Here is a 24,323-nt window from a genome sequence, read left to right on the forward strand (position 1 = left end):
ATCAGCGGCCTTTTGCGTCAGGAGAATGATTCGTGACCAAGCGCTATGACAACTACATCAACGGTGAGTGGATCGCCGGTAACGATTACTCGGTCAACATCAACCCGTCCGAGCTGAGCGACACCATCGGCGACTACGCCAAGGCCGATCTGGCTCAGGTCAACGCCGCCATCGACGCCGCTCGCGCCGCGTTCCCGGCGTGGTCGACCTCAGGCATTCAGGCTCGCCACGACTCGCTGGACAAGGTCGGTACTGAAATCCTCGCCCGTCGCGAAGAGCTCGGTACCCTGCTGGCCCGGGAAGAGGGCAAGACCCTGCCGGAAGCCATTGGCGAAGTGACCCGCGCCGGCAACATCTTCAAGTTCTTCGCCGGTGAATGCCTGCGTCTGTCTGGTGATTACGTGCCGTCGGTGCGCCCGGGCGTCAACGTCGAAGTCACCCGCGAAGCCCTCGGCGTGGTCGGCCTGATCACCCCGTGGAATTTCCCGATTGCCATCCCGTCGTGGAAAATCGCCCCGGCCCTGGCCTACGGCAACTGCGTGGTGTTGAAGCCTGCGGATCTGGTGCCGGGTTGCGCCTGGGCCCTGGCCGAAATCATCTCCCGCGCAGGCTTCCCGGCTGGCGTGTTCAACCTGGTGATGGGCAGCGGACGCGTAGTGGGTGAAGCGCTGGTCAACAGCCCGAAAGTCGACGGCATCAGCTTCACCGGTTCCGTCGGTGTGGGACGTCAGATCGCGGTCAATTGCGTGTCGCGCCAGGCCAAGGTTCAGCTGGAGATGGGCGGCAAGAACCCGCAGATCATTCTCGACGACGCCGACCTTAAGCAGGCGGTCGAGTTGTCGGTGCAGAGCGCGTTCTACTCCACCGGCCAGCGTTGCACGGCGTCTAGCCGTTTGATTGTCACTGCCGGGATTCACGACAAGTTCGTTGAAGCCATGGCCGAGCGCATGAAGTCGATCAAGGTCGGTCACGCGTTGAAGGCGGGCACTGATATCGGTCCGGTGGTCTCCCAGGCGCAGCTTGAGCAGGACCTGAAATACATCGACATCGGCCAGTCCGAAGGCGCACGCGTGGTCAGCGGTGGCGGTCTGGTGACCTGTGACACCGAGGGCTACTTCCTTGCACCGACGCTGTTTGCCGATAGCGAAGCGTCGATGCGCATCAGCCGCGAAGAGATCTTCGGCCCGGTGGCCAACATCGTCCGCGTCGCCGACTACGACGCCGCGCTGGCCATGGCCAACGACACCGAGTTCGGTCTGTCGGCGGGTATCGCCACCACGTCGCTGAAGTACGCCAACCACTTCAAGCGTCATTCCCAGGCCGGGATGGTGATGGTCAACCTGCCGACCGCCGGTGTCGATTACCACGTTCCGTTCGGGGGCCGTAAGGGTTCATCCTATGGCTCACGTGAGCAAGGCCGTTATGCGCAAGAGTTCTACACCGTGGTGAAAACCGCCTACATCGGTTCGTAAGTCGCTGCACCCGCGCAGGGTTATTGCCAAGGCCCTGCGCGGCACAAGACCAAAGAATGTTTTACCCGCATAAAAATAATCAGTGGGAGTACATCTACATGCAATCGTCCAAGCCGACTCACGTCCGCTATTTGATTCTGCTCATGCTGTTCCTGGTGACCACGATCAACTACGCCGACCGCGCCACCATCGCGATCGCCGGTTCCAGTTTGCAAAAAGACCTCGGCATCGACGCGGTCACCCTCGGCTACATCTTCTCTGCATTCGGTTGGGCCTACGTGGCCGGGCAAATTCCCGGTGGCTGGCTGCTCGATCGCTTCGGCTCGAAAAAAGTCTATGCCCTGAGCATCTTCACCTGGTCGCTGTTCACCGTGCTGCAAGGCTTCGTCGGTGAGTTCGGCATGTCCACGGCCATCGTCGCGCTGTTCATGCTGCGCTTCCTGGTGGGGCTGGCCGAGGCGCCATCGTTCCCCGGCAACGCGCGTATCGTGGCGGCCTGGTTCCCGACTGCTGAACGCGGCACCGCTTCGGCAATTTTCAATTCGGCGCAATACTTCGCCACCGTGCTGTTCGCTCCGCTGATGGGCTGGATCGTCTACACCTTCGGCTGGGAGCACGTGTTCATTGTCATGGGCCTGTTCGGCATCGTGTTCTCGCTGATCTGGCTGAAGGTTATCCACAGCCCGCGCCAGCACCCGATGGCCAACGAAGCGGAAGTGAAGTTCATCGCCGACAACGGCGGCATGGTCGACATGGACCAGAAACAAGGTAAAAAGGCTGACGGCCCGAAATGGGACTACATCCGTCAGTTGCTGACCAACCGCATGATGCTCGGCGTTTATCTGGGCCAGTACTGCATCAACGGCATCACCTATTTCTTCCTGACCTGGTTCCCGGTGTACTTGGTGCAGGAACGCGGCATGACCATCCTCAAGGCCGGTTTCATTGCCTCGTTGCCGGCGATCTGCGGTTTTATCGGCGGCGTCCTCGGCGGGGTGATTTCCGATTACCTGCTGCGCAAGGGCCATTCGCTGACCTTCGCTCGCAAGGCGCCGATCATCGCCGGCCTGCTGGTCTCCAGCAGCATCGTCGCGTGCAACTATGTTGAAGTGGAATGGATGGTGGTCGGTTTCATGGCCCTGGCCTTCTTCGGCAAAGGTGTGGGTGCGCTGGGCTGGGCGGTGGTCTCCGACACTTCGCCGAAACAGATCGCCGGTCTGAGCGGGGGCCTGTTCAACACTTTCGGCAACATCGCGTCGATCACTACGCCGATCGTCATCGGCTACATCATCAGTTCCACCGGTTCGTTCAAATGGGCACTGGTGTTCGTTGGCGCCAACGCACTGGTGGCGGTGTTCAGCTACCTGGTGATCGTCGGCCCGATCAAACGTGTGGTTCTCAAAGAGCCGCCAGCCAATGGCGGTTCCGAAGCCACCGGTAAATTGTCTCAAGCGCATTCCTGAGGAGCGGCGTCATGCAGTTGATTGAACATTCCGACTCGCCGCGCTACATCCGCCTGCACGAGCGGGACAACGTAGTGGTCGTGGTCAACGACCAGGGCGTTCCGGCCGGCACCGCATTCGCCGATGGCCTGGTGACGGTGGATTTCGTGCCGCAGAGCCACAAAGTCACCCTCGAAGACATTCCCGAGGGCGGTCAGGTGATTCGCTACGGCCAGATCATCGGCTATGCGTTGCAGCCGATTCCCCGTGGCAGTTGGGTCAAGGAAGATCAACTGCGCATGCCGACCGCGCCACCGCTGGACAGCCTGCCGCTGTCCACCGAAGTGCCGGCCGCGCAGGCACCGCTGGAGGGTTACACCTTCGAGGGTTATCGCAATGCCGACGGCACCGTCGGCACGCGCAACATCCTCGGGATCACCACCACCGTGCAATGCGTCACCGGGGTGCTGGATCACGCGGTAAAGCGGATCAAGGATGAACTGTTGCCGAAGTACCCGCACGTCGATGACGTGGTGGCGCTGACCCACAGTTACGGTTGCGGCGTGGCCATCACGGCCACCGATGCCTACATCCCGATCCGTACCGTGCGCAATCTGGCGCGCAACCCGAACCTCGGTGGCGAGGCGCTGGTGATCAGTCTGGGCTGCGAGAAATTGCAGGCCGGGCAGGTGATGCACGAGGATGACGCGTCGGTCGACCTGAGCGAGCCGTGGCTGTATCGCTTGCAGGATTCCAGTCACGGCTTCACCGAAATGATCGAGCAGATCATGGAACTGGCCGAAGTTCGCCTGAAGAAACTCGACCAGCGCCGCCGGGAAACCGTGCCGGCGTCCGAGCTGATCCTCGGCATGCAGTGCGGTGGCAGCGATGCGTTTTCCGGGATCACCGCGAACCCCGCGCTGGGTTACGCCTCGGATTTGCTGCTGCGGGCGGGGGCGACGGTGATGTTTTCCGAAGTCACCGAAGTGCGTGACGCGATTTACCTGCTGACCTCACGGGCCCAGACCAAAACCGTTGCCGAGGAACTGGTGCGCGAGATGGACTGGTACGACCGTTACCTGGCCAAGGGCGAAGCGGATCGCAGCGCCAACACCACGCCGGGTAACAAGAAGGGCGGGTTGTCGAACATTGTCGAGAAGTCGCTGGGGTCGATCGTCAAATCCGGCAGCAGTGCGATCAACGGCGTGCTCGGCCCTGGGGAGCGCTTCAAGCAGAAAGGTTTGATCTTCTGCGCGACGCCGGCGAGTGATTTTGTCTGCGGCACGTTGCAACTGGCGGCGGGGATGAACTTGCATGTGTTCACCACCGGGCGTGGCACGCCTTATGGTCTGGCCATGGCGCCGGTGGTGAAGGTTTCGACCCGTACGGAGCTGGCGCAGCGTTGGCCTGACCTGATTGATATTGATGCCGGGCGGATTGCCACTGGGCGCGCGACCATCGAGGAGTTGGGTTGGGAGTTGTTCCACTACTATCTGGATGTGGCGAGCGGCAAGCAGCAGACGTGGGCGGAGAAGCACAAGCTGCATAACGACATTACGTTGTTCAATCCGGCACCGATTACTTGATGGTTGATCGTTCCCACGCGCTGCGTGGGAACGATCGGGGTGAAAGTGGCTTATCATTAGCCCCCTAACGACGCTCACCTCCAAGGCTCCCCGGCATGCTGGCAATCTTCCTCGAAACCCTGAACATCACCGCGCCGGTGTTTGCCATGCTGTTTCTCGGTGTGTTGCTCAAGCGCATCGACTGGATCAACGACAATTTCATCCACACAGCGTCGTCGCTGGTGTTCAACGTCACCATGCCGGCGCTGTTGTTTCTCGGCATCCTGCATGCCGACCTGCACGCCGCGCTGCAACCGGCGCTGCTGATCTACTTTGCCCTCGCCACGCTGGCCAGTTTTGCCCTGGCCTGGGGCTGGGCGATTTTCCGCTGCCCGCGTGAGGATCGCGGTATCTACACCCAAGGTGCGTTTCGTGGCAACAACGGGGTGATCGGTCTGGCGCTGGCGGCGAGCATGTATGGCGACTACGGGATTTCCCTCGGGGCGATTCTCGCGGCGCTGGTGATCCTCTTCTACAACACGCTGTCGACCATTGTGCTGGCGGTCTACAGCCCGGTGATCAAGTCCGATCCGTGGAGTATCTGCAAAAGCGTCATCAGCAATCCGCTGATCATCAGCGTGATCGCGGCGGCGCCGTTTGCCTGGTTCAAGATCGGATTGCCGGGATGGCTGGAAACGTCGGGTCAGTACCTGGCGCAAACCACGCTGCCGCTGGCTCTGATCTGCATTGGCGGCACGCTGTCGCTGGCGGCGCTGCGCAAGAGCGGCAGCCTGGCGCTGAGTTCCAGTCTGGTGAAGATGATCGGCCTGCCGGTGCTCGCGACGTTGGGTGCGTGGCTGTGGGGCTTTCGTGGGGCGGAACTGGGGATTCTGTTTCTGTACTTCGGCAGCCCGACGGCGGCCGCGAGTTTTGTCATGGCCCGTGCAGCCCAGGGCAATCATGAACTGGCGGCGGCGATCATCGTGTTGACCACGTTGATGGCGGCGATCACCACCAACGTCGGGATCTTCTTCTTGCAGTGGGGCGGGTGGATCTGAGAGCTGGCGGTTACTCAGGCTTCTGGTAACTGTCGATCACTTCCTGCGCCGCACGAAACGCATCGATCGCCGCCGGCACGCCGGCATACACCGCGCAATGCAGCAGCGCTTCACGGATCTCATCGACCGTGCAGCCATTGTTCAACGCACCGCGCACGTGGCCCTTCAACTCCTGCGGGCACTTCAACGCGGTCAGCGCGGCGAGGGTGATCAGGCTGCGGGTTTTCAGCGGCAAACCTTCGCGATTCCACACGCCGCCCCAGGCGTGTTCGTTGACGAAATCCTGCAACGGTTGGGTGAATTCAGTGGCGTTGCCCAGCGCGCGGTCGACAAATGCATCGCCCATTACCTGGCGGCGGATTTCGACCCCGGATTTCTTCGATTCGGTCATGGCACATCCCTCTTGTGGTGTTGGCGGCGCCAGGCGCGCACCGACGTGATAAACAGAAACGTCAGCAGCGTCGGCAGGACATAAAACAGCATCAACCGTTCGAGCTTGCCGGCCAGCGGCATGCCGGTGGTGAAGGACACCACGTGCAGCCCGTACGCCAGGTACAAACCGAGCAGCAACAAGCCTTCGGCCCGAGTCACGCGGTAGCCGGAATAGAACACCGGCAGGCACAGCGCGGCGACGCCGAGCATCACCGGCAGGTCGAAATCCAGTGCATTCGGCGACACTGAGAGTGGCGTCGGTGCGATCAATGCGGTGATGCCGAGGACCCCGAGCAGGTTGAACAGGTTGGCGCCGATCACGTTGCCTACGGCAATGTCCCGCTGACCGCGCAATGCGGCGATCAACGAAGTGGCGAGCTCTGGCAGCGAGGTGCCGACCGCGACCACGGTCAGGCCGATGACTCGCTCGGAGAACCCGAGATCGGTAGCCACCGCGACCGCTGCACCCAGCAGCAAATGCCCGGCGAACACCAGCATGGCCAGACCGGCGACGATCATCAGCAGGCTGGTGAACCAGGGAGCCGGCTGAGTCTGAGGATGATCGGAATGCGGCCGGGCCGAGTGGCGCGACTGGCGCAGCAGCAAGCCGAGATACAGCCCCAACGCGCTCAGCAGCAGAACACCGTCGAAACGGCCGATCTCTTCATTCCAGGCCAGTACGAACACCAGCAGGCTGGCGCCGATCATCAGCGGGATGTCCAGGCGCACCAGTTGCCGCGAAACCCGCAGCGGAATGATCAGAGCCGACAGGCCGAGGGTCACGAGGATGTTGAAAATGCTGCTGCCGATCACGCTGCCGACGGCGATGTCGGGGTTGTGCGTCAGGGTCGCTTGCAGGCTGACCGCCATTTGCGGGGCGCTGCTGCCGAGGGCGACGATGGTCAGGCCGATGATCAGCGGCCGCACATGCAGGCGCGCAGCCAGACGCACGGCTGCGCGCACCATCAGTTCGGCACCGGCGATCAGCAGGAACAGCCCACAGAGCAGTTCGATCACGTTGATCAGCGGTAAATCGGTCAGTCCGAAAATGGGGGGGGCTCCATCAGTTGTCGAGGGCCTGCACGCGAACCCGTGCCGTGCCGCTGCCAATCATGCCGAGACGTTCGGCGGCTTCGCGTGAAACATCGATGATGCGCCCACGGGTGTGCGGCCCACGGTCATTGATGCGTACCACGCAGGATTTGTCGTTTTTCAGGTTGGTGACCTTCACCCGGGTGCCGAAGGGCAGCTGGCGATGGGCGGCGGTCAGGGAATTCTGGTTGAACGCTTCGCCGCTGGCGGTGCGTTTACCGTGGTGTTTGGCTCCGTAATAGGAGGCGACGCCGGTCTGGTCGTAACCGTGCGGGTCGATGACATCGGTGCTGGCGCAACCGGCCAGCAGAGAGAGCAGGGCGCAGCTGATGAATAGACGCTTCATTCAAAGGTTTCCCGAAAACAGATGTGGGAGCCAGCCTGCCGGCTCCCACAGGGAATGGAGCCAGGCGTTGGAACTGGCCCCATTTTCATCAGCCTTCGAGCTTGCTTTTCAGCAGTTCGTTCACTTGCTGCGGGTTGGCCTTGCCTTTGGAGGCTTTCATGGCCTGACCGACGAAGAAGCCGAACATCTTGCCGCGCTTGGCTTCGTCTGCCGCACGGTATTGCTCGACCTGCTCGGCGTTGGCCGCGAGCATTTCGTCCAGCACTGCCGAGATCGCGCCAGTGTCGGTGACCTGCTTCAGGCCGCGCTTTTCGATGATCTCGTCCGCGCTGCCTTCGCCGTTGGCCATCGCTTCGAACACCACTTTGGCGATCTTGCCGGAGATGGTGTTGTCCTTGATGCGCTGCAGCATGCCGCCCAGTTGCTCGGCCGAAACCGGCGAATCCTCGATGTCCAGGTTCTGCTTGTTGAGCAGGCTGCCCAACTCGACCATCACCCAGTTCGCCGCCAGTTTGGCGTCGCCGCCGATGCTTGCGACCTTCTCGAAGTAGTCCGCCTGCTCACGGCTGGTGGCCAGCACGTTGGCGTCGTAGGCCGACAGACCGAACGCACTCTGGAAGCGCTCGCGTTTTTGCGGTGGCAGTTCCGGCAGGGTGCCGCGCACGTCGTTGAGGAACGAGTCCTCGATGACCACCGGCAGCAGGTCCGGATCGGGGAAGTAACGGTAGTCGTTGGCTTCCTCTTTGCTGCGCATCGGACGGGTTTCGTCCTTGTTCGGATCATACAGACGGGTCTGCTGGATCACTTTGCCGCCGTCTTCGATCAGGTCGATCTGACGCTGGATCTCGGAGTTGATCGCCTTCTCGATGAAACGGAACGAGTTGACGTTCTTGATCTCGCAGCGCGTGCCGAATTCAACCTGGCCTTTCGGACGGATCGACACGTTGCAGTCGCAGCGCAGCGAGCCTTCGGCCATGTTGCCGTCGCAGATGCCCAGGTAGCGCACCAGCGCGTGGATCGCCTTGACGTAGGCCACGGCTTCCTTGGCACTGCGCATGTCAGGTTCGGAAACGATTTCCAGCAGCGGTGTGCCGGCACGGTTCAGGTCGATGCCGGTGGCACCGCTGAATTCTTCGTGCAGGCTCTTGCCGGCGTCTTCTTCCAGGTGCGCACGGGTGATGCCGACGCGTTTGACCGTGCCGTCTTCCAGGGCGATGTCCAGGTGGCCCTTGCCGACGATCGGCAATTCCATCTGGCTGATCTGGTAGCCCTTCGGCAGGTCCGGGTAGAAGTAGTTCTTGCGGGCGAACACGTTGTGCTGACCGATCTCGGCGTCAATCGCCAGACCGAACATCACCGCCATGCGCACGGCTTCCTGGTTGAGCACCGGCAGCACGCCGGGCATGCCCAGGTCGATCAGGCTGGCCTGGGTGTTTGGCTCGGAACCGAATGTGGTGGAACTACCGGAAAAGATTTTCGACCGGGTGGTGAGCTGGGTGTGAATCTCCAGCCCGATCACGACTTCCCATTGCATGTGTGTCTCCTCAGAAGCCGGTTGGGGTGCGGGTGTGCCAGTCAGTGTTCAACTGATACTGGTGGGCAACGTTCAACAGGCGACCTTCCTGGAAATACGGAGCGAGCAGTTGCACGCCGACCGGCAGGCCGTCGACGAAACCGGCCGGCATCGACAGGCCCGGCAGGCCCGCGAGGTTGGCGGTGATGGTGTAGACGTCTTCCAGGTAGGCAGCGACCGGGTCGCTGTTCTTGGCGCCGAGTTTCCAGGCCGGGTTTGGCGTGGTCGGGCCGAGGATGATGTCGACTTCATTAAAGGCCGTCATGAAGTCGTTCTTCACCAGGCGACGGATCTTCTGCGCTTTCAGGTAGTAGGCGTCGTAGTAACCGGCAGACAGCGCGTAGGCACCGACCATGATCCGGCGCTGCACTTCGGCACCAAAGCCTTCGCCACGGGAGCGCTTGTACAGGTCTTCCAGGTTCTTCGGGTCTGCGCAGCGGTGGCCGAAGCGCACGCCGTCGAAACGCGACAGGTTGGAAGAGGCTTCCGCCGGAGCGATCACGTAGTACGCCGGAATGGCGTGCTGCATGTTCGGCAGGCTGATTTCCTTGATCACGGCACCGAGCTTCTGCAGCTCTTTGATGCTGTTCTGGATCAGCTCGGCGATGCGCGGGTCGAGACCGGCACCGAAGTATTCCTTCGGCACGCCGATGCGCAGGCCTTGCAACGAACCATTCAGACCGGCGGCGTAGTCCGGCACCGGTTCATCGATGCTGGTGGAGTCGTTCGGATCGAAGCCAGCCATGCCTTGCAACAAAATCGCGCAGTCTTCGGCCGTGCGAGCCAACGGGCCGCCCTGATCGAGGCTGGAGGCGTAGGCGATCATGCCCCAGCGCGAAACACGACCGTAGGTCGGTTTCAGGCCGGTGAGGTTGGTGAACGCGGCCGGCTGACGGATCGAGCCACCAGTGTCGGTCGCGGTAGCCGCCGGCAACAGACGAGCGGCAACCGCCGCCGCCGAACCACCGGACGAGCCGCCCGGTACGTGTTCCAGGTTCCACGGGTTTTTCACCGCGCCGTACCAGCTCGACTCGTTGGCCGAACCCATGGCGAATTCGTCCATGTTGGTCTTGCCCAGAGTCACGGTGCCAGCGGCGGCCAGTTTGGCAACCACGGTGGCGTCGTACGGCGCCTTGAAGTTGTCGAGCATCTTCGAGCCGCAGCTGGTGCGGATGCCCTGGGTGCAGAACAGGTCTTTGTGGGCGATCGGCGCACCAAGCAGGGCGCCGCTCTCACCGTTGGCCCGGCGCACGTCGGCGGCTTTCGCCTGCTCGAGGGCCAGCTCTTCGGTGAGGCTGATGAAACTGTTGAGCTGCGGGTCGAGCTGGGTAATGCGCGCCAGCAGGACTTTGGTCAGCTCTTCGGAAGAAAACTTTTTATCGGCGAGACCGCGGGCGATCTCGGCCAGAGTCATTTGATGCATTGCAGGCTCTTTCCCTTTAGTCGATGACTTTCGGAACCAGATACAGGCCGTTTTCGACCGCTGGTGCGATGGACTGATAGGCCTCGCGGTTATTCGTCTCGGTCACGACGTCGGCGCGCAGGCGCTGACTGGCTTCCAGCGGGTGGGCCAGCGGCTCGATACCATCGGTATTGACCGCCTGCATTTCGTCGACCAGCCCGAGAATGCTGTTGAGGGCCGAAGTGATTTGTGGAAGATCGGCATCATTAAGGCCAAGGCTGGCCAGATGAGCGATTTTTTCCACGTCGGAGCGTTCTAGCGCCATCGGGTTTCTCCAGTGGAAAACAGGACGGACGGCGTCCGTGTGTTAGATTGTCGGAACACTACCGCACTTCTACGGTCATAAGGCCGCGATTGTGGGGCTTGGTGCACAGAAAAGCGGCCAATTTAACATATTGGCGCCTTGCCCAAAATCCCTGTCGTTGTTAGAGTTTGCCGCACTTTTTTACCCACGCGTTGCCTAGGGTCCCTTTCCCATGTTCAAGAAACTGCGTGGCATGTTTTCCAGCGATCTTTCCATTGACCTGGGCACTGCCAACACCCTTATTTACGTGCGCGAGCGCGGTATCGTCCTGAATGAGCCATCGGTTGTGGCCATTCGGACACACGGTAACCAGAAAAGTGTCGTTGCTGTCGGCACCGAGGCCAAGCGCATGCTCGGCCGTACGCCGGGCAACATTGCTGCCATTCGTCCGATGAAGGACGGCGTCATTGCCGACTTCAGCGTCTGCGAAAAGATGCTGCAATACTTTATCAACAAGGTTCACGAAAACAGCTTCCTGCAGCCTAGCCCTCGTGTGCTGATCTGCGTTCCATGCAAGTCCACCCAGGTTGAGCGTCGTGCCATCCGTGAATCGGCCCTTGGTGCCGGTGCGCGTGAAGTGTTCCTGATCGAAGAGCCGATGGCTGCTGCGATCGGTGCCGGCCTGCCGGTTGAAGAAGCACGCGGCTCGATGGTCGTGGATATCGGTGGCGGTACTACCGAAATCGCGCTGATCTCCCTGAACGGTGTGGTCTACGCCGAATCCGTCCGCGTTGGCGGCGACCGCTTCGACGAAGCGATCATCACCTACGTGCGCCGCAACTACGGCAGCCTGATCGGCGAATCCACCGCCGAGCGCATCAAGCAGGAAATCGGTACGGCCTACCCGGGCGGCGAAGTTCGCGAAGTCGACGTTCGCGGTCGCAACCTGGCCGAAGGCGTTCCACGCGCATTCACCCTGAACTCCAATGAAGTGCTGGAAGCTCTGCAAGAGTCCCTGGCAACTATCGTTCAGGCCGTAAAAAGCGCCCTGGAGCAATCGCCGCCGGAACTGGCTTCCGACATCGCCGAGCGTGGCCTGGTGCTGACCGGTGGTGGCGCGCTGCTGCGTGACCTCGACAAGTTGCTGGCCCAGGAAACCGGTCTGCCGGTGATCGTTGCCGAAGACCCGCTGACCTGTGTTGCTCGCGGCGGTGGCCGTGCACTGGAAATGATGGACAAGCACACCATGGACCTGCTCTCCAGCGAATAAGTCGCCGGGTGCAATACGTGGGTGAGCGCGCAGGCAGCACTTTGCAGTGCTGCCTGTTGGCGTTTATCTTCTGTCAGTCTTCATCCAGGCCGGTTTGATGCCGTATGAATAAACAGAACATTTGCCTGGGAGGAGCGGCCTATTAAACCGCTTTTCGCCAAGGGCCCCTCACTGGGCGTGCGCTTGTTGGTGCTGGCCGTGCTGTCGGTCGCGCTGATGGTGGTCGATGCCCGTTTCAGCCTGCTCAAGCCTGCCCGCAGCCAGATGTCGCTGGTGCTGATGGACGCTTACTGGATCACCGACCTGCCCGGCAGGCTGTGGGAAGGTGTCGCCAGTCAGTTCGGCAGTCGCACCGAGCTGGTCGCCGAAAACGAAAAACTCAAGACCGAGAACCTGCTGTTGCAGGGCCGCATGCAAAAGCTTGCCGCCCTCACCGAGCAGAACGTCCGTCTGCGCGAGTTGCTCAATTCCTCCGCGCTGGTCAACGAGAAGGTCGAAGTGGCCGAGCTGATCGGCATGGACCCGAATCCCTTCACCCATCGCATCATCATCAATAAAGGTGAGCGCGACGGCGTGGTGCTCGGTCAGCCGGTGCTTGATGCACGCGGCCTGATGGGGCAGGTGGTCGAACTGATGCCGTACACCTCCCGTGTTTTGCTGCTGACCGACTCGACCCACAGCATTCCTGTGCAGGTGAACCGTAATGGTCTGCGGGCGATTGCCAGCGGCACCGGTAACCCTGAGCGTCTGGAACTGCGCCATGTGGCCGATACGGCCGATGTCAAAGAAGGCGATCTGCTGGTCAGCTCCGGCCTGGGCCAGCGCTTCCCGGCCGGCTACCCGGTGGCGACGGTCAAGGAAGTGATCCACGATTCCGGCCAGCCATTCGCCATTGTCCGCGCCGTACCGACGGCTGCGCTGAACCGCAGCCGCTACCTGTTGCTGGTGTTCAGCGACAACCGTACGGCTGAAGAGCGTGCCAACGATGCGGCGCAGGCTCAGGAAAACCTTGATGTGTTTGGTGGTGGCCCGATCATTCCAGCCACTGTGCCGAAAACGGTGAATACACCGGCTCAGGCTCAAGCACCTGCTGCGGCCAGCACACCTGCTGCACCCGCTGCTGCTACGCCAGCCAAACCCGCCGCGAGCAAACCGCCAGCGACGCCGGCCAAACCACCCGCAGCGACGCCGGCAGCCAGCAAGCCGCCAGCCGCTCAGCCTGCCAGCGCACGGCCGGCCGCCAAACCGCCTGTCACTGCGCCGGCTACCACTGGGGGACGAGAATAATGGTCGGTGTCAAAGCCTCCCGAAACGGCTGGATCGTCTGGCTGACGTTTCTGATCGGCATGCTGCTCAGCGTGTCGCCGCTGCCGCAATTCATGGAAATCCTGCGCCCGCTCTGGCTGGCCCTGCTCCTGGCATTCTGGGCCTTGGCCCTGCCGCAGAAGGTCGGCATGGTCACCGCATTTTGCCTCGGGCTTGCTGAAGACGTGCTGTACGGCACGCTGCTGGGACAGAACGCGTTGATCCTGACGCTGATCACGTTCCTGGTGCTGTCGTTGCAGCAACGCCTGCGGATGTTCCCGATGTGGCAGCAGTGCCTGGTGATCCTGGTGATCTTCGGTCTCGCGCAGCTTGTGCAATTATGGCTCAGTGCCCTGACCGGCAATCGCCAGCCGACTCTGGCGCTGGTGCTGCCGGCACTGGTCAGCGCCTTGCTCTGGCCGTGGGTCAGCTTCGCTTTGCGTGGATTGCGCCGACGCTACAAAATCAACTGATTCGGTCAGGCATGGGCCCGTACCGGTGCCATGAGGCAGGGCACTCAACAGGGAGATGTTTGGATGAAGTCGCTTTACCTCGCCTCTGGATCGCCGCGTCGGCGTGAGCTGCTCACGCAGATCGGCGTTCCGTTCACCGCCATCAGTGCGGACATCGATGAAACCCCTTTAGCCAATGAATCCCCAACGGCCTATGTCGAGCGCCTGGCGCGCGGCAAGGCCGAGGCTGGGCGGTGCTCTGTCGTCTGCGACACGCCATTTTGCGTGCTGGGCGCCGACACTGCCGTGGTGCTGGACGGCAAAATTCTCGGCAAACCGGTGGACGAAGCCGATGCATGCGCCATGCTGATGATGTTGTCCGGCAAGGAGCACGAAGTCCTGACCGCCATCGCCGTGCTCGATGGTGAGCGCTGCGAGTCGCAAGTGGTATGCAGTCTGGTACGGTTTCGGGCGATCAGTCGCGTAGAAGCCGCCGCCTACTGGGCCAGCGGCGAACCTCGGGACAAGGCCGGTGGTTACGGCATTCAGGGGCTGGGCGCAGTGTTTGTCGCCGGTCTCAACGGCAGTTATTCGGCTGTCGTGGGATTGCCGGTGTGCGAAAGCGCAGAACTGCTCGGCCATTTCGGCATACCCTGTTGGCAAAACCTGAGTGCGCAGTAAGCGTCGAACGGAACAAGATGCGGCCATTATCGTGAACATGCCTGAACGAGACCCTGCCATGAGTGAAGAGATTCTGATCAACATCACGCCGATGGAATCGCGCGTGGCGGTGGTCGAAAACGGTGTGCTGCAAGAAGTGCATGTCGAGCGCACGCAAAAACGCGGGATCGTCGGCAACATCTATAAAGGCAAGGTAGTGCGGGTATTGCCGGGCATGCAGGCGGCATTCGTCGACATCGGCCTGGACCGTGCGGCGTTCATTCACGCCTCGGAAATCTCCCTGCGCGAAGGCCCTGCGGTGGAAAGCATCAGCGCCCTGGTGCATGAAGGTCAGAGCCTGGTGGTGCAAGTCACCAAGGATCCGATCGGTTCCAAGGGCGCGCGGTTGACCACGCAACTGTCGATCCCGTCGCGCTATCTGGTGTACATGCCGCGCACCGCCCACGTCGGCATTTCCCTGAAAATCGAAGACGAAGCCGAGCGCGAACGCCTGAAGCAGGTGGTCAGCGATTGTGTGGCCAAAGAAGGCATCAAGGAGGCCGGTGGTTTTATTCTGCGCACCGCCGCCGAAGGTGCCGGGGCCGATGAGATCCTGATGGACATCCGCTACCTGCGACGCCTGTGGGATCAGATCAGCGAACAGATCAAGACCATCGGCGCGCCGAGCGTGATCTATGAAGACCTCGGTCTGGCATTGCGCACCTTGCGTGACCTGGTCAGCCCGAAAATCGAGAAGATCCGCATCGACTCCCGGGAAACCTTCCAGAAAACCACGCAGTTCGTCGCCGAACTGATGCCGGAAATTGCCGATCGTCTGGAACACTATCCGGGTGAACGGCCGATTTTCGACCTGTACGGCGTCGAAGACGAAATCCAGAAAGCCCTTGAACGCAAGGTGCCGCTGAAGTCCGGCGGTTATCTGGTGGTGGATCCGGCTGAAGCCATGACCACCATCGACGTCAACACTGGTGCGTTCGTCGGGCATCGCAACCTTGAAGAGACCATCTTCAAGACCAACCTCGAAGCCGCCACCGCGATTGCCCGGCAGATGCGTCTGCGCAATTTGGGCGGGATCATCATCATCGACTTCATCGACATGGAAGATGAAGAGCACCAGCGCCAGGTACTGCGTACCCTGGAAAAACAGCTGGAGCGCGATCACGCCAAGACCAACATCATCGGTATCACCGAGCTGGGTCTGGTGCAGATGACTCGCAAGCGTACCCGCGAAAGTCTGGAGCAAGTGCTGTGCGAGCCTTGCAGCAGTTGTCAGGGGCGGGGCAAGCTGAAGACGCCGGAAACCATTTGCTACGAGATTTTCCGGGAGATCCTGCGCGAGGCCCGGGCCTATCAGGCCGAGGGTTATCGTGTGCTGGCGAACCAGAAAGTCGTCGACCGGCTGCTCGATGAAGAGTCCGGTAACGTCGCCGAGCTTGAAGGGTTTATCGGGCGCACCATACGCTTCCAGGTGGAAACCATGTATTCCCAGGAACAATATGACGTGGTGCTGCTCTGATCCCCTGCGTCACCTATTTCCTGAAACGGCTGGCCTCAGCTTTTTGCAGTATTTTTGCCATGGGAGCCAACTGACATGGAACGTCTGACACGCATTCTGGCCGCACTGACCCGTTGGGGGCTGGGCCTGTGCGCGTTGGTTCTGGTGTTGATGGCGTTGTACGTCAGCCTCGGCCGGGAACTCACGCCACTGGTGGCCGAATACCGTACCGACATCGAAGATAAGGCCAGCGCCGCCCTGGGCATGCCGTTGCAGATCGGTGAGCTGGAAGGCAACTGGAGCGGATTTGCGCCGATCCTGCTGGCCCACGACGTGATGGTCGGCGACGGCGCCAATGCGCTGCGCCTGGATCGGGTGCGTGCCGTGCCGGATCTGTGGGCCAGTCTGCTGGCTCGTGAAGTGCGTATCGCGCATCTTGAACTCAACGGCCTGAAGATCAGCCTCAAGGAAGGTGAAGACGGCCAATGGGCGCTCGAAGGATTGCCGGTGCAGCAGGATCAGCCCATGGATCCCGAGCAACTGTTCAACCGTATGCAAGTGGTCCAGCAATTGTCGGTGCTCGACAGCCAGGTGACCTTGCAGCCGCGGGACCAGGCGCCGCTGACGTTCACTTACGTCGGCCTCAATCTCAAGACCGGTCTCAATCGTCAGCGCCTCGACGCGCGACTGACCTTGCCCGACGGGCAACCCGTTGCACTGAGCCTGCGTACGCGGATTCGTGCCAGCCAGTTGCAGGACAGCGCGGTCGAGGGCTACGCCAGCCTGCCGCAAAGCGACTGGGCGAAATGGCTGCCCGAGCGCCTGACCCAGCAGTGGAATTTCTCCGAGATCAAGGCCGGCGGCGAGTTGTGGGTCAACTGGAGCGAGGGCGCGTTGCAAAGCGCCGCCATTCGCCTCAACGCTCCGCAATTGACCGGTGCCTACGCCGAGCGCAAGCCGATCCAGATCAACAATCTGGCCCTCAACGGTTATTTCCAGCGCAGTGCCGAGGGCGCGACCGTCACCCTCGATTCGCTGGCGATGAATTTTGGCGAGACCCGCTGGGAATCCCGTGTTCAGGTCAAGCAGACCGCCGCCACCGACAAGGTCGATGAGCTCTGGCATCTGCAGGCCGATCGCCTCGATCTGACGCCGATCACTCCGTTACTCAATGCGCTGGGCCCGCTGCCTCAAGGCTTTGCCGCCGTGGTCGAGCACCTGAAAGTGACCGGTGGCATGCGCAATGTGCTGCTGGATTTCCGGCCCAACGCCACCGACGACAGCAAATTCAGCTTCGCCGCCAACCTCGATCAGGTCGGCTTCGACGCCTATCACGGTGCGCCGGCCGCGCGGAATGTCAGCGGCAGCCTGACCGGCAACCTCGGCGGCGGTGAGTTGCGCATGGACAGCAAGGACTTTGTCCTGCACCTCGATCCGATTTTTGCCAAGCCATGGCAATACATCCAGGCCAATGCCCGACTGACCTGGAAGCTCGATAGCGAAGGTTTCACGCTGATCGCACCGTACCTGAAGGTGCTCGGCGAGGAGGGCAAGATCGCCGGCGACTTCCTGATCCGCCTGCATTTCGACCACACCCAGGAAGACTACATGGACCTGCGGGTCGGGCTGGTGGAAGGCGACGGTCGCTACACCGCCAAGTACTTGCCCGAGGTACTGAGCCCGTCTCTGGACGAATGGCTGCGCACGGCGATTCTCAAAGGGGCGGTGGATCAGGGGTTCTTCCAGTACCAGGGTTCCCTGAACAAAGGCGCCGCAGATGCGGATCGCAGCATCAGCCTGTTTTTCAAGGTGCACGATGCCGAACTGGCATTCCAGCCTGGCTGGCCGCACGTGAGCAAGGTCAGCGGTGATGTGTTCATCGAGGACAGCGGTGTGCGGATCGTCGCCAGCAAAGGCCAGTTGCTCGACACTCAGGTCAGCGATGTTTTCGTCAATATCCCCCATGTACCGAGTGGCGAGCACAGCCATATGTACCTCGACGGCGGGTTTGCCGGCGGACTGGGCGACGGCTTGAAAATTCTCCAGGAGGCGCCGATCGGCACCGCCGACACCTTCGCCGGCTGGGAAGGCGAGGGCGACCTGCAAGGCAAACTCAAACTGGATGTGCCGTTGGCCAAGGGCGATCAGCCGAAGATCCTCGTGGACTTCAAGACTGCCAATGCGCGACTGAAACTGGCTGAGCCGAAACTGGAGTTGAGCCAGCTCAAGGGTGACTTCCGCTTCGACAGCGCCAAGGGTCTGAGCGGGCAAAACATCAGTGCCCGGGCCTTCGACAAACCGGTCACCGCGCAGATCTTCGCCGATGGCGGCCCCGGCAAGCTCAAGACCCGGGTAGCGGCGTCGGGGCAGGTCGAAGTCAAGAAACTCACCGACTGGCTCGGCGTGACTCAGCCGTTGCCGGTGTCCGGGACGATTCCCTATCAACTGCAAGTGAACCTGGACGGTGCTGACAGCCAATTGATGGTCAGCTCCAATCTGAAGGGTGTGGCGGTGAATCTGCCCGCGCCGTTCGGCATGACCGCCGATGTCGGGCGTGACACGGTGTTCCGCATGACGCTGCAAGGTCAGGAGCGGCGTTACTGGGTCAATTACGATCAACTGGCCAACTTCACCTTCGCCGCGCCACCGAGCAGTTTCGCCGATGGCCGTGGCGAGCTGTTCCTCGGTACCGGTGAGGCCGTGTTGCCGGGCAACAAAGGCCTGCGGATACGCGGTGTGTTGTCCGAGCTGGACGTCAAACCCTGGCAGGATCTGGTGGACAAGTACGCCGGTCAGGATCCGGGCGGCAGCGCCAAGCAACTGCTCAGCAGCGCAGATTTCAAGATCGGCAAACTCACCGCCTTCGGCACCACGCTGGATCAGGCGGCGGTGCAACTGGATCGCAAGCCCGGCGCCTGGGCGCTGGCCCTCGACAGTCAGCAGGCCAAGGGCACGGTCGGCATTCCCGACGCCAAAAGCGCGCCGATTGTGGTGAACCTTCAATACGTGCGTTTGCCGGCACCGGACCCGACGGTGCAGGCCGACGATAACGCACCTGACCCTCTGGCCTCGGTCGATCCAACCAAGATCCCGGCGCTGGACATCACCATCAATCAGCTGTTCCAGGGACAGGACCTGGTCGGTGGCTGGTCGCTGAAAGTCCGTCCGACCGCCAAGGGTATCGCCCTGAACAACCTCGATCTGGGCCTCAAGGGCATTCTGTTGCAGGGCAGCGGTGGCTGGGAGGGGACGCCCGGTGCCACCAGCAGTTGGTACAAGGGCCGGATTGGCGGCAAGAATCTCGCCGACGTGCTCAAGGGCTGGGGCTTTGCGCCGAGCGTGACCAGCGAAGAGTTCCACATGGATGTCGACGGCCGCTGGCCGGGTTCACCGGCGTGGCTGGCGACCAAGCGCTTCTCCGGCACGCTCGATGCGTCGCTGAACAAGGGGCAGTTCGTCGAAGTCGAGGGCGGTGCTCAGGCGCTGCGAGTGTTCGGTCTGCTCAACTTCAACTCCATCGGCCGGCGTCTGCGCCTCGATTTCTCCGACCTGTTCGGCAAAGGTTTGAGCTATGACCGGGTCAAGGGATTACTGGTGGCGAACAACGGTGTCTACGTGACGCAGGAGCCGATCAAACTGACCGGGCCGTCGAGCAATCTTGAGCTCAACGGCACGCTGGATCTGGTCGGCGATCAGGTCGATGCCCGGTTGCTGGTGACCTTGCCGGTGACCAACAACCTGCCGATTGCCGCGTTGATTGTCGGTGCACCGGCTGTCGGCGGGGCGCTGTTCCTGATCGACAAACTGATCGGTGATCGCGTGGCGCGGTTCGCCAGCGTCAAATACACCGTCAAAGGCCCGTGGAAAGAGCCGAAAATCACCTTCGACAAGCCTTTTTGATCAGCCAGGCCGCAAACCGATGGAGTAGCATGGCTGCCTACCTCTTGCGGAGTTCGCCATGTCTTTAGCGGTGATTCAAATGGTCAGCCAGAGCGACGTGCTGGCCAATCTGCGCGATGCCCGACGTTTGCTCGAACAAGCGGCCAACGCTGGCGCGAAGCTGGCGGTGCTGCCGGAAAACTTCGCCGCCATGGGGCGTCGCGACATCGCTGATATCGGCCGTGCCGAAGCACTTGGCGAAGGACCGATCCTGCCGTGGTTGAAACAGACCGCTCGCGACCTCAAGTTATGGATAGTGGCCGGCACCTTGCCGTTGCCGCCTGTGGGGCAACCCGAGGCGAAGTCCCATGCCTGCTCGTTGTTGGTGGACGATCAGGGCGAAATCGTTGCTCGCTATGACAAGTTGCATCTGTTTGATGTGGATGTTGCGGACAATCGCGGCCGTTACCGCGAATCCGATGACTATGCTTATGGCAGTGGCGTGGTGGTTGCGGACACGCCGGTCGGCCGAATCGGCCTGACGGTGTGTTACGACCTGCGCTTCCCGGAGCTGTACAGCGAATTGCGGGCTGCTGGGGCTGAATTGATTACCGCGCCGTCGGCCTTCACCGCAGTGACCGGTGCGGCGCACTGGGACGTGTTGATCCGTGCGCGGGCGATTGAAACCCAGTGCTACGTGTTGGCGGCAGCCCAGGGTGGGACGCATCCGGGGCCGCGGGAAACCTTTGGCCACGGGGCGATTATCGATCCGTGGGGCCGCGTGCTGGCGCAGCAGGAACAAGGCGAAGCCGTGCTGCTGGCCGAGCGCGACAGCAACGAACAGGCGTCCATCCGGGCGCGAATGCCGGTGACGGGTCATCGGCGGTTTTTTTCGCAGGGCGCACAGCGACCTGCTTCAGAACACGAATTTAAGGCGTAAAACCTATGAGCGAGTTGTTGTCCTCAGTCAGTGATCACCTGTTGGCGCCTGGCGGCGTGACGATCGAGAGCCTGCAAGGCGTGCTCGGTGATCTGGCGGGTCCAGGCATCGATGCGGCCGACCTGTATTTCCAGGGGCAGATTTCCGAGTCCTGGTCGCTGGAAGACGGCATCGTCAAGGAAGGCAGTTTCAACCTCGATCAGGGTGTTGGTGTGCGTGCGCAGTCCGGCGAAAAAACCGGTTTTGCCTACAGCAACGCGATCACTCTCGAAGCGCTTGGCGCGGCGGCCCGTGCGGCCCGTTCGATTTCCCGCGCCGGGCAGAATGGCACGGTGCAAGCGTTCAGCACGCAGGACGTCGCCCAGTTGTATGCGCCGGACAACCCGCTGGAAGTGCTGAGCCGCGCTGAAAAAGTCGAACTGCTCAAGCGCATCGACGTTGCGACCCGCGCCCTCGACCCACGTATTCAGCAGGTCAGCGTGAGCATGGCCGGGGTCTGGGAGCGGATTCTCGTGGCCTCGACCGACGGTGGCCTGGCTGCCGACGTGCGTCCTTTGGTGCGATTCAACGTCAGTGTGATCGTCGAGCAGAACGGTCGTCGCGAACGTGGCGGTCATGGCGGCGGCGGGCGTACCGACTACCGTTATTTCCTCGCCGAAGACCGCGCCATGGGTTATGCCCGTGAAGCGTTGCGTCAGGCGCTGGTGAATCTGGAAGCGATTCCGGCACCGGCCGGCACCTTGCCGGTTGTTCTGGGTTCGGGTTGGTCCGGCGTGCTGCTTCACGAAGCGGTCGGCCACGGTCTGGAAGGCGATTTCAACCGCAAGGGCAGTTCTGCCTACAGCGGGCGTATGGGCGAGATGGTTGCTTCCAAGCTCTGCACCATCGTCGATGACGGCACGTTGGCCGGTCGTCGTGGTTCGCTGAGCGTCGATGATGAAGGCACGCCGACCGAGTGCACTACGCTGATCGAAAACGGCGTGCTCAAGGGCTACATGCAGGACAAGCTCAATGCGCGCCTGATGGGCGTGGCCCGCACCGGCAACGGTCGCCGCGAATCCTACGCGCACTTGCCGATGCCGCGGATGACCAACACTTACATGCTCGGCGGCCAGAGCGATCCGGCGGAAATCATTGCGTCGGTGAAGAAGGGTATCTACTGCGCCAACCTTGGTGGCGGTCAAGTCGACATCACCAGTGGCAAGTTCGTGTTCTCCACCAGCGAGGCTTATCTGATCGAGGACGGCAAGATCACCGCGCCGGTCAAAGGCGCGACGTTGATCGGCAACGGTCCGGAAGCGATGAGCCGGGTGTCGATGGTCGGTAACGATCTGGCGCTGGACAGCGGTGTGGGGACTTGCGGCAAGGATGGGCAATCGGTGCCGGTGGGCGTAGGTCAGCCGACGCTGAAGATCGATGCGATCACCGTGGGTGGCACGGGCGCATAAGAAAGGATGGAGCTTCGGGTGGCGCGCAGTGCGGCCACCCGGTGGCGAATATCAACGCAGACCGCGTTGAGTCTCGTCCAGCTCACGGATGTACTTGAAGATCTTGCGGCTCGAGGCAGGAGGTTTGTTTTGCGCAACCTCATGCTGGGCCTGACGGATCAGGGAACGCAGTTGCTGGCGGTCGGCGTCCGGGTACTCGACGACGAATTTCTCCAGCACGGCATCGTCACCGCCGATCAGGCGGTCACGCCAGCGTTCGAGGTTGTGGAAACGCTCGTTGTACTGACGGGTAGAGGCATCGAGTTGATCGAGCAAGGTGAGAATGGCGTCAGTGTCCTGATCGCGCATCAGTTTGCCGATGAACTGCAAGTGCCGTTTACGCGCGATGTTCGCGGTGTGCTTGGGCGCATCGGCCAGGGCCCGGCGCAAAGCGTCGGTCAATGGCAGTTTCGCCTGCAAGTCGGGCTTGAGCGTTGTAAGGCGCTCGCCAAGGTCAACCAGAGCATGCAGCTCGCGTTTGACCTGGGATTTGCTTTTTTCTCCCGTATCGAGGGAGTCGTCGTAAGAATCAACCATGGTGGCAGTCCGCAAAGAAACGCCGCCATGATAACCAGTCGGGGGCCGCTTGTCCGGCCCGGTCGCTCGAAGGCCCCAGCCGAAAGCAGAATTTGAGTGGAGATGAGCATGAGTGCAGTTGAAAGCGTCGGCCCACAGGCATTGCCGGCACTGCAGGAACAGGTCGAGCAGATCATCGCCGAAGCCAAGCGCCAGGGTGCCAGTGCCTGCGAAGTAGCGGTATCGCTGGAGCAGGGCCTGTCGACGTCGGTGCGTCAACATGAAGTCGAAACGGTCGAGTTCAACCGCGATCAGGGTTTTGGCATCACGTTGTATGTCGGCCAGCGCAAGGGTTCTGCCAGCACGTCTGCCACCGGGCCGGATGCGATTCGCGAGACGGTTGCTGCGGCACTGGCGATTGCCAAACACACCTCCGAAGACGAAGCTTCGGGGCTGGCCGATGCCGCGCTGATGGCCAGGGATATTCAGGATTTCGACCTGTTCCACCAATGGGACATCACCCCGGAACAAGCCATCGAGAAGGCGCTGCTCTGTGAAGCCGCGGCGTTCGACACCGATGCACGGATCAAGAATGCCGATGGCACCACCCTCAGCACTCATCAGGGTTGCCGCGTGTATGGCAACAGCCACGGTTTCATCGGTGGTTACGCCTCGACTCGACACAGCCTGAGCTGCGTGATGATCGCCGAGGCCGATGGCCAGATGCAGCGTGATTACTGGTACGACGTGAACCGCCAAGGCAGTTTGCTGGCTGACCCGGTGAGCATCGGTCAGCGCGCTGCACAGCGAGCAGCGAGCCGTCTGGGCGCGCGCCCGGTACCGACTTGCGAAGTGCCGGTGCTGTTTTCCGCCGAGCTGGCGGGCGGGTTGTTTGGCAGTTTCCTGTCGGCGATTTCCGGCGGCAGCCTGTATCGCAAATCGTCCTTCCTTGAAGGGACGCTGGGGCAGAAGCTGTTTCCGGAGTGGCTGACCATCGACGAGCGCCCGCACCTGATGCGCGCCATGGGCAGTGCGTCGTACGACGGTGACGGTCTGGCGACCTATGCCAAACCGTTCGTCGAAAAAGGCGAACTGGTGTCGTACATCCTCGGCACCTATTCCGGTCGAAAGCTCGGCATGCCAAGCACCGCCAACGCAGGCGGTGTGCACAACCTGTTCGTCACCCATGGCGATGAAGACCAGGCAGCACTGTTGCGACGTATGGGCCGTGGGTTGCTGGTCACCGAGCTGATGGGCCATGGCCTGAACATGGTCACCGGCGATTACTCGCGTGGTGCGGCGGGTTTCTGGGTCGAGAACGGTGAAATCCAGTTCGCGGTGCAGGAAGTGACCATTGCCGGCAACATGCGCGACATGTTCAAGCAGATCGTCGCAGTGGGTAACGATCTGGAGCTGCGCAGCAACATTCGCACCGGTTCGGTATTGATCGAGAAGATGACCGTCGCGGGCAGTTAAGCCCCAGGCACGTACACAAAAGGCGCGCCATCCGATTGGGTGGCGCGCCTTTTTTGTGTCCGCAAATCTTTCGGGCCGATCAGGCCAGCTAAAAAGCTACTCTTGTTTTGGTTCTCATTATCATCTAATAATAAAT

The 24,323-nt window shown here is 61.5% G+C and carries 20 protein-coding genes; 13 read left to right on the forward strand and 7 right to left on the reverse strand.

Annotation, left to right across the window (positions count from 1 at the left end):
• Positions 1 to 32 precede the first annotated feature (32 nt).
• The 4 genes from IF199_RS04365 (at position 33) to IF199_RS04380 (ending at position 5,537) form a co-directional block, all read left to right on the forward strand.
• Positions 33 to 1,472: an aldehyde dehydrogenase family protein gene (locus IF199_RS04365; protein ID WP_192559778.1), complete on the forward strand. Its 1,440-nt coding sequence runs from the start codon at positions 33 to 35 to the stop codon at positions 1,470 to 1,472.
• Between the two features lie 98 nt (positions 1,473 to 1,570).
• Positions 1,571 to 2,935: an MFS transporter gene (locus IF199_RS04370; protein WP_102619615.1), complete on the forward strand. Its 1,365-nt coding sequence runs from the start codon at positions 1,571 to 1,573 to the stop codon at positions 2,933 to 2,935.
• 11 nt (positions 2,936 to 2,946) lie between these two features.
• Positions 2,947 to 4,500, forward strand: coding sequence for a galactarate dehydratase (gene garD, locus IF199_RS04375; protein ID WP_192559779.1), 1,554 nt, complete (start codon positions 2,947 to 2,949; stop codon positions 4,498 to 4,500).
• A 95-nt stretch (positions 4,501 to 4,595) separates the two neighbouring features.
• Entirely contained in the window at positions 4,596 to 5,537 is a 942-nt protein-coding gene (locus IF199_RS04380) for an AEC family transporter (RefSeq protein WP_096818922.1), read from the forward strand.
• Positions 5,538 to 5,547: 10 nt separating this feature from the next.
• On the opposite strand, the gene IF199_RS04385 is transcribed toward IF199_RS04380, so the two are convergent.
• The 6 genes from IF199_RS04385 to gatC form a co-directional block, all read right to left on the reverse strand.
• Complete coding sequence (locus tag IF199_RS04385) at positions 5,548 to 5,928, reverse strand: carboxymuconolactone decarboxylase family protein (protein WP_085685699.1); 381 nt, start codon at positions 5,926 to 5,928, stop codon at positions 5,548 to 5,550.
• Complete coding sequence (locus IF199_RS04390) at positions 5,925 to 6,986, reverse strand: calcium/sodium antiporter (RefSeq protein WP_096818926.1); 1,062 nt, start codon at positions 6,984 to 6,986, stop codon at positions 5,925 to 5,927. Before IF199_RS04390 ends, IF199_RS04385 begins: the two co-directional genes overlap by 4 nt.
• Before the next feature lie 46 nt (positions 6,987 to 7,032).
• A complete protein-coding gene (locus IF199_RS04395) occupies positions 7,033 to 7,407 on the reverse strand; it encodes a septal ring lytic transglycosylase RlpA family protein (RefSeq protein WP_192559780.1) in 375 nt (124 codons plus the stop codon).
• Between the two features lie 88 nt (positions 7,408 to 7,495).
• A complete protein-coding gene (gene gatB, locus IF199_RS04400; RefSeq protein WP_192559781.1) occupies positions 7,496 to 8,941 on the reverse strand; it encodes an Asp-tRNA(Asn)/Glu-tRNA(Gln) amidotransferase subunit GatB in 1,446 nt (481 codons plus the stop codon).
• Between the two features lie 10 nt (positions 8,942 to 8,951).
• The gene (gene gatA / locus IF199_RS04405; RefSeq protein WP_096818931.1) at positions 8,952 to 10,403 is read right to left on the reverse strand and encodes an Asp-tRNA(Asn)/Glu-tRNA(Gln) amidotransferase subunit GatA; all 1,452 of its coding nucleotides are present in this window, start codon (positions 10,401 to 10,403) and stop codon (positions 8,952 to 8,954) included.
• Between the two features lie 16 nt (positions 10,404 to 10,419).
• Entirely contained in the window at positions 10,420 to 10,707 is a 288-nt protein-coding gene (gatC, locus tag IF199_RS04410; RefSeq protein ID WP_096818932.1) for an Asp-tRNA(Asn)/Glu-tRNA(Gln) amidotransferase subunit GatC, read from the reverse strand.
• Between the two features lie 211 nt (positions 10,708 to 10,918).
• Here gatC and mreB point away from each other — a divergent pair, with 211 nt between their 5' ends.
• The 8 genes from mreB to tldD all read left to right on the forward strand — a co-directional run bounded on the left by mreB (position 10,919) and on the right by tldD (position 22,156).
• Positions 10,919 to 11,956: a rod shape-determining protein MreB gene (gene mreB / locus IF199_RS04415; protein ID WP_002555108.1), complete on the forward strand. Its 1,038-nt coding sequence runs from the start codon at positions 10,919 to 10,921 to the stop codon at positions 11,954 to 11,956.
• Between the two features lie 141 nt (positions 11,957 to 12,097).
• Positions 12,098 to 13,243, forward strand: coding sequence for a rod shape-determining protein MreC (mreC, locus tag IF199_RS04420; protein ID WP_192560907.1), 1,146 nt, complete (start codon positions 12,098 to 12,100; stop codon positions 13,241 to 13,243).
• Positions 13,243 to 13,734, forward strand: a complete 492-nt coding sequence (gene mreD / locus IF199_RS04425) for a rod shape-determining protein MreD (RefSeq protein ID WP_085711798.1) — start codon at positions 13,243 to 13,245, stop codon at positions 13,732 to 13,734. Before mreC ends, mreD begins: the two co-directional genes overlap by 1 nt.
• A gap of 63 nt (positions 13,735 to 13,797) precedes the next feature.
• Positions 13,798 to 14,394: a Maf family protein gene (locus IF199_RS04430; RefSeq protein WP_192559782.1), complete on the forward strand. Its 597-nt coding sequence runs from the start codon at positions 13,798 to 13,800 to the stop codon at positions 14,392 to 14,394.
• Between the two features lie 58 nt (positions 14,395 to 14,452).
• Positions 14,453 to 15,910: a ribonuclease G gene (gene rng / locus IF199_RS04435; RefSeq protein ID WP_096818937.1), complete on the forward strand. Its 1,458-nt coding sequence runs from the start codon at positions 14,453 to 14,455 to the stop codon at positions 15,908 to 15,910.
• Between the two features lie 75 nt (positions 15,911 to 15,985).
• Positions 15,986 to 19,789, forward strand: a complete 3,804-nt coding sequence (locus tag IF199_RS04440; RefSeq protein WP_192559783.1) for a YhdP family protein — start codon at positions 15,986 to 15,988, stop codon at positions 19,787 to 19,789.
• A 58-nt stretch (positions 19,790 to 19,847) separates the two neighbouring features.
• Positions 19,848 to 20,708, forward strand: a complete 861-nt coding sequence (locus IF199_RS04445; RefSeq protein ID WP_192559784.1) for a carbon-nitrogen hydrolase family protein — start codon at positions 19,848 to 19,850, stop codon at positions 20,706 to 20,708.
• A gap of 5 nt (positions 20,709 to 20,713) precedes the next feature.
• Positions 20,714 to 22,156: a metalloprotease TldD gene (gene tldD, locus IF199_RS04450; protein ID WP_085711794.1), complete on the forward strand. Its 1,443-nt coding sequence runs from the start codon at positions 20,714 to 20,716 to the stop codon at positions 22,154 to 22,156.
• A 51-nt stretch (positions 22,157 to 22,207) separates the two neighbouring features.
• Here the strand turns inward: tldD and yjgA are convergent, their stop codons facing one another.
• Positions 22,208 to 22,732 carry a ribosome biogenesis factor YjgA gene (gene yjgA / locus IF199_RS04455; protein WP_096818946.1) on the reverse strand — a complete coding sequence of 175 codons (525 nt, stop codon included), beginning with the start codon at positions 22,730 to 22,732 and terminating at the stop codon, positions 22,208 to 22,210.
• 108 nt (positions 22,733 to 22,840) lie between these two features.
• Between yjgA and pmbA the strand changes: the two genes are divergently transcribed.
• Positions 22,841 to 24,187 (forward strand): metalloprotease PmbA, encoded by a 1,347-nt coding sequence (pmbA, locus tag IF199_RS04460; protein WP_425220355.1) that lies wholly within the window; start codon positions 22,841 to 22,843, stop codon positions 24,185 to 24,187.
• Positions 24,188 to 24,323 lie beyond the last annotated feature (136 nt).

Source organism: Pseudomonas allokribbensis, from assembly GCF_014863605.1.
In the GTDB taxonomy this organism is placed as follows: Bacteria; Pseudomonadota; Gammaproteobacteria; order Pseudomonadales; family Pseudomonadaceae; genus Aquipseudomonas; species Aquipseudomonas allokribbensis.

Bases quoted from the DNA above. Each gene is read 5' to 3' on its own strand.
- tldD (WP_085711794.1), top strand. From the start codon at position 20,714: ATGAGCGAGTTGTTGTCCTCAGTCAGTGATCACCTGTTGGCGCCTGGC.
- IF199_RS04430 (WP_192559782.1), top strand. From the start codon at position 13,798: ATGAAGTCGCTTTACCTCGCCTCTGGATCGCCGCGTCGGCGTGAGCTG.
- garD (WP_192559779.1), top strand. From the start codon at position 2,947: ATGCAGTTGATTGAACATTCCGACTCGCCGCGCTACATCCGCCTGCAC.
- IF199_RS04385 (WP_085685699.1), bottom strand. From the start codon at position 5,928: ATGACCGAATCGAAGAAATCCGGGGTCGAAATCCGCCGCCAGGTAATG.
- IF199_RS04395 (WP_192559780.1), bottom strand. From the start codon at position 7,407: ATGAAGCGTCTATTCATCAGCTGCGCCCTGCTCTCTCTGCTGGCCGGT.
- IF199_RS04370 (WP_102619615.1), top strand. From the start codon at position 1,571: ATGCAATCGTCCAAGCCGACTCACGTCCGCTATTTGATTCTGCTCATG.
- gatB (WP_192559781.1), bottom strand. From the start codon at position 8,941: ATGCAATGGGAAGTCGTGATCGGGCTGGAGATTCACACCCAGCTCACC.
- IF199_RS04380 (WP_096818922.1), top strand. From the start codon at position 4,596: ATGCTGGCAATCTTCCTCGAAACCCTGAACATCACCGCGCCGGTGTTT.
- gatA (WP_096818931.1), bottom strand. From the start codon at position 10,403: ATGCATCAAATGACTCTGGCCGAGATCGCCCGCGGTCTCGCCGATAAA.
- pmbA (WP_425220355.1), top strand. From the start codon at position 22,841: ATGAGTGCAGTTGAAAGCGTCGGCCCACAGGCATTGCCGGCACTGCAG.
- IF199_RS04440 (WP_192559783.1), top strand. From the start codon at position 15,986: ATGGAACGTCTGACACGCATTCTGGCCGCACTGACCCGTTGGGGGCTG.
- mreD (WP_085711798.1), top strand. From the start codon at position 13,243: ATGGTCGGTGTCAAAGCCTCCCGAAACGGCTGGATCGTCTGGCTGACG.
- rng (WP_096818937.1), top strand. From the start codon at position 14,453: ATGAGTGAAGAGATTCTGATCAACATCACGCCGATGGAATCGCGCGTG.
- yjgA (WP_096818946.1), bottom strand. From the start codon at position 22,732: ATGGTTGATTCTTACGACGACTCCCTCGATACGGGAGAAAAAAGCAAA.
- gatC (WP_096818932.1), bottom strand. From the start codon at position 10,707: ATGGCGCTAGAACGCTCCGACGTGGAAAAAATCGCTCATCTGGCCAGC.
- IF199_RS04445 (WP_192559784.1), top strand. From the start codon at position 19,848: ATGTCTTTAGCGGTGATTCAAATGGTCAGCCAGAGCGACGTGCTGGCC.
- mreB (WP_002555108.1), top strand. From the start codon at position 10,919: ATGTTCAAGAAACTGCGTGGCATGTTTTCCAGCGATCTTTCCATTGAC.